Source organism: Zhongshania sp., from assembly GCF_041623545.1.
GTDB lineage: Bacteria > Pseudomonadota > Gammaproteobacteria > Pseudomonadales > Spongiibacteraceae > Spongiibacter.
On sequence record NZ_JBFJWS010000289.1, the window covers coordinates 1 to 4,051 of the forward strand.

The 4,051-nt window shown below is 52.1% G+C and carries 5 protein-coding genes; 1 reads left to right on the forward strand and 4 read right to left on the reverse strand.

Going from position 1 to position 4,051, the window contains the following annotated elements:
- Nucleotides 1-469 (forward strand): cytochrome P450 (locus ABYT30_RS16595; RefSeq protein WP_373097555.1); only part of this gene is annotated, 469 nt, incomplete at its 5' end.
- Between the two features lie 100 nt (nt 470-569).
- Here the strand turns inward: ABYT30_RS16595 and ABYT30_RS16600 are convergent.
- The 4 genes from ABYT30_RS16600 to ABYT30_RS16615 all read right to left on the reverse strand — a co-directional run.
- A complete protein-coding gene (locus ABYT30_RS16600) occupies nt 570-2,207 on the reverse strand; it encodes a TIGR03545 family protein (RefSeq protein WP_373097556.1) in 1,638 nt (545 codons plus the stop codon).
- A gap of 136 nt (nt 2,208-2,343) precedes the next feature.
- Nucleotides 2,344-3,003: a 2Fe-2S iron-sulfur cluster-binding protein gene (locus ABYT30_RS16605; RefSeq protein WP_373097557.1), complete on the reverse strand. Its 660-nt coding sequence runs from the start codon at nt 3,001-3,003 to the stop codon at nt 2,344-2,346.
- A complete protein-coding gene (gene rdgB / locus ABYT30_RS16610) occupies nt 3,003-3,614 on the reverse strand; it encodes an RdgB/HAM1 family non-canonical purine NTP pyrophosphatase (protein WP_373097558.1) in 612 nt (203 codons plus the stop codon). The genes ABYT30_RS16605 and rdgB overlap by 1 nt, the downstream gene beginning before the upstream one ends.
- Before the next feature lie 12 nt (nt 3,615-3,626).
- The coding region (locus ABYT30_RS16615) for a DUF4426 domain-containing protein (RefSeq protein ID WP_373097559.1) at nt 3,627-4,051 on the reverse strand (425 nt) is incomplete at its 5' end.

Consider the following 4,051-nt stretch of genomic DNA (forward strand, 5'->3'; position numbering starts at 1 on the left):
GTTTGAAGATTTGGCCCTTCGCCAGCGTTTTCTCGACGGCGACTCCAAAGAGCAGATCAACATATTACTAGAAATTTTGCGCTTAGAGCCGGTGGCCGCCATGGTCCATCGCCGAGTTAACGCCGAGGTTGAAGGCCTAGGCGATAAGCCCATGCCAGCGGGCGAGCTGTATGGCATCGATATTCGCGCTGCCAATGTAGATGAAGAGCTGGTTGGTGAATGTCCTTTTGCGCTAGATCCAGATCGCGCGCAACGGCAGCGCGATACCGGTCGGTATATGAGTTTTGCCGACGGCCCGCACAACTGCCCCGGCTGGCAAGTGGCGCTCCATGAAACCCGCATATTCCTTGAGCAACTTTTTAAATTGCCAGGCGTAAAACTCGATCGTGAACCAGACATGAGCTGGAACGAAGGCGTTAAGGGTTATGAGCTGCGCAATGCTATGATTTCTTGCGATAAATCTGCTTAGGTCAGTACCAGCTATGTGCTAATAGCAAAAAGGCCCTGTTTTTCAATCTCAAGAAAACAGGGCCTCAATTTTTCGCTAGCACTTTTTGTTAATTCAATTTTTAAATCATTTCTTTCATCAGCGCCTGCAAGGCCGCTTCGCGGTCACCTAACAATTCCTGATACTGACCAAGTATGTTCTGCTTTTCTTTCAGCTTGGCCATTTGCGGGCCGTAGTCACTGCTGAGTTTGGCTTTGAGTTCGTCTTCAACTTCGCCGAGCTTGGCTTTAATTTCTGCGCCGAGGATATCGCCCAGAATACTGTCGAGGTTGGACTTCAGTTTAATGGCCGGCTCATTTACCGTGCCATTGACGCTCATGTCCATGACCAGTCTGGTGACGTCTTCCAGTGCGGCAGCGAGTAGATTGGCGGTCTTGTTGTCTGCAGCGGCGTTGGCAACCAGCAGTTTGGCTTGGTTAACGAGGCCTTTGGCGGAGCCTTTGAGGGTGTCGCCGTCTATGCCGAAGTTGGCGCTAATATCGGCAAAGCCTTTTTCTAATTGCAGTGGCAGTTCGGGGCTCTGTGATAATGACACGCCGGATAGGGCCAGTTGCTTCAGCGCCATATTAAAGACGCTTTTCATGGTGTTGTTGCGCTGGTCAAAGATACCGTCGATCACGAGCTGTGATTTCTGGTCCACGCCACCGCGCAGGGCCATAGTGATGGGTTTGTTCCAGTAGTCTTGCTGGTCGGTGATGTCGTTAATTTCGCCAGAGTAGGCGAGTTTCTCTGTACCTACCATTTGGTAGCCGTCGATGAGGACTTGGCGGATGAGGAGTTTGACCGGCAATTCCGTTGGCGCTTCAGCGGGCGCGGTTTCTTTTTCCGCCATATTGCCCATGGTTTCTTGATAGAGACTTAGCCCGCGTTGAACAACGGCATTCACTTCGTCGCCGAGCAGGAAGCGCAGCATGCCTTCGCTGCCCTGATCTAAGCCGTATTTAGAGAGCATCCGTTTTGATTGGTCTGCGGGTAAATTGGCCGCACGAACAGTTAGGCTTTTAACTTCGGCGGAGTCGGCCTTTAGGTCTTCGTTCAGGGTTTTAAATTGCTTGAGGTCGGCTTTGATGTCGTCGCGCAATTGCTTGGCGCCAGCGATCCGCTCGATCATGTTTTTCTTTTTAAGCTCATTCCAGCGAGTTTGGTAGGCTTCTATTTGAGCTTGTTCAGGTAGCTGGGTGGCTTTGGATTGCCAGCGACTTTGGATATCGCTAAAGCCGTTTTGAATTGCATCCACTTCGGCTTGAATGGTGGCCTTCTCTTCGGCGAGTAGCGCGCTGGGGTCGGGCATCGTTATGCCGGGTAAGCTGGTATCGCTTTTAGGTTTTGCCGGGGGGAGCTTGCCGTCTAAGGTGCCTGGGGTGCTGCGCTCGGTGTACATTTGTAAGCCAGACAACACTACTTGGTCGGCAATAAATTGCATTTTTAGCAGGGCTTTAGTGTCAACGTCAGCGGATACTTTCTCACTTTCTAGCAAGTTGCGCATGGGTTCTTGGGGGTTGGCGACCGTGAGGCCATTCAGAGCGACATGGGTGGGGTAGAGCTTAATGTCAACACTGTCGACATCGACTCGAGCGCCAACTTGCTTACTGCCCTCATGTTCAATCATAAATTTGGCGATGGGTTCTAGCGCAAATACCACGGCAATGACGGTAACGGCCAGCAGGGCGAGAACGCCGCGAAGAATCCATTTGAACATACCAGTTTGTCTCCAGGTTTATCGTTGTTGCAGAAGGTAGCGCGATATTTGCTACTTAAAGTGATTAAGAAATTGGGGTAGAAAGTATCAGACCCTAATCGTGCTTAAAAGTGCTATTTCTTTTAAAATTAAAGGCTTAGTGTGGGTTTAGTTGCCGAAGCTGATAACTGCCGGGCATGCCGGCGCGCTGGTACGCAGCCCGTGCGGCGAGGCCGGTCGCCTGATTTATGCCCTGCCAAAGTAATGTCTGGCTGTGTGGGTTGCTGCGCCACAGAGCAAAGTCGCCGCTATGTTCGCGATCGATATTGAGTAGGCCGATACCGCCTCGCTTGCGTTTATGTTGTTCGATCTCGTTGCAGTGGTCGCGGAGGGTGATGATTCTGCCATCAATCCCTGTCACGCTATTGATAAGCACTGCATCGGTCAGTAAAAGGGCGACTATATCACCGTACTTGGGCGGTGTTTGTCGGCCCGCAGGCAATTGTAGCTGTGTCGGGTTTAATCCTTCGCAGCGCCAGTGCTGGGCAATGCTGGTCAGCGGCAATTGATCGATGCAAAGATCGCTGCGGGCATGGCTAATACACAGTGCGATTAGGGCAGGTGCGCTGAGTTTGCCGCCATTGCGCAATACTACCTCGCCGGATTCAAGCCGACAGTCGCAGCGTCCACAATTGCCGTTGCGACAACTGCGTGCCACTGGCAGATCCGCAGCGAGACATTGCTTTAAGAGATCATCTCGGTCGTTAATCGCTAAACAGACCCCGGTGTCGGCTACGCTGAGGCTGAGCATGGCCATTAGATTTTGGCCATGTATTCTGCTTGTAGCCGCGGCAATAATTGCTGCAGTGCCAGCGCGCGATGGCTGATTTTATTTTTCTCTGACTTACTTAATTCTGCGGAGCTTTTAGCGTGTTCAGCAATATAAAACAGCGGGTCGTAACCAAAACCGTTTTCGCCACGTGCTTGTGCAAGAATAGCGCCCTGCCACAAACCTTCACAGACGATAGGCGCGGGGTCGTCAGCATGACGAACAAAGGCCAGTGCGCAGTGGAAGTGGGCACCGCGATTGGTATTGCCGCTCAGCTCGGCCAGCAACTTGGCGTTATTGCTGGCGTCATTGGCGTGGGCGCCGGCGTAGCGAGCGGAGTAAATTCCCGGTGCGCCGCCAAGGGCGTCGATACACAGCCCGGAGTCGTCGGCTAGCGCCGCGCAACCACTTTGGCGGGCGGCATTGCGAGCCTTGAGTATCGCGTTCTCAATAAAGCTTAGCCCGGTTTCGTCAGCCTCCACTACTTGGTAGTCGGCTTGGCTGCGCAGTTCTATACCGAGTCCGCCAAGGAGGTCATTGAGCTCTTGGAGTTTGCCTCGGTTACCACTGGCAAGAACGACGATGTGATTTGGCGTCATCGTTATCTCCGCTTATTTGTCCACGTAAAGCATTTTAATAAATTGAATATCGTAACTGGGTTTGTCGTCGACCTCGACCTGTAGACGGAAGTCCCTGCGTTCGTCATTACTAATGGCGAACTCAGCAATATAGTAGACCGCATCTTGTTCGATGATTTCTCGGAACTCCAGCGGGCTACGATGAATAAGGTCAGACTGGGTGCCACTGATTTGGGCGCGTACAGCGGTATTGTCAGGACCGCTTTGGCGGCGCACCGATACGTTGATTAAAAATTTGTTTTTACCGCGAACAATACCGTAGCTGCGAGCGACCTGAGGGGTGAGGAAGCTGGTGTTTAATACACTGAAATGCACGGTGTCATTGCCAAACTGTTTACTGGTTTCTGTGACGGGTGGGGTTTCGCGTTCTTGAGCTTGGCTCACAGTACTAATGCTTA

What these genes read in the sequence shown, in the direction of transcription:
- ABYT30_RS16600 (WP_373097556.1), bottom strand. Translation starts at nt 2,207, where the DNA reads ATGTTCAAATGGATTCTTCGCGGCGTTCTCGCCCTGCTGGCCGTTACC.
- ABYT30_RS16605 (WP_373097557.1), bottom strand. Translation starts at nt 3,003, where the DNA reads ATGGCCATGCTCAGCCTCAGCGTAGCCGACACCGGGGTCTGTTTAGCG.
- rdgB (WP_373097558.1), bottom strand. Translation starts at nt 3,614, where the DNA reads ATGACGCCAAATCACATCGTCGTTCTTGCCAGTGGTAACCGAGGCAAA.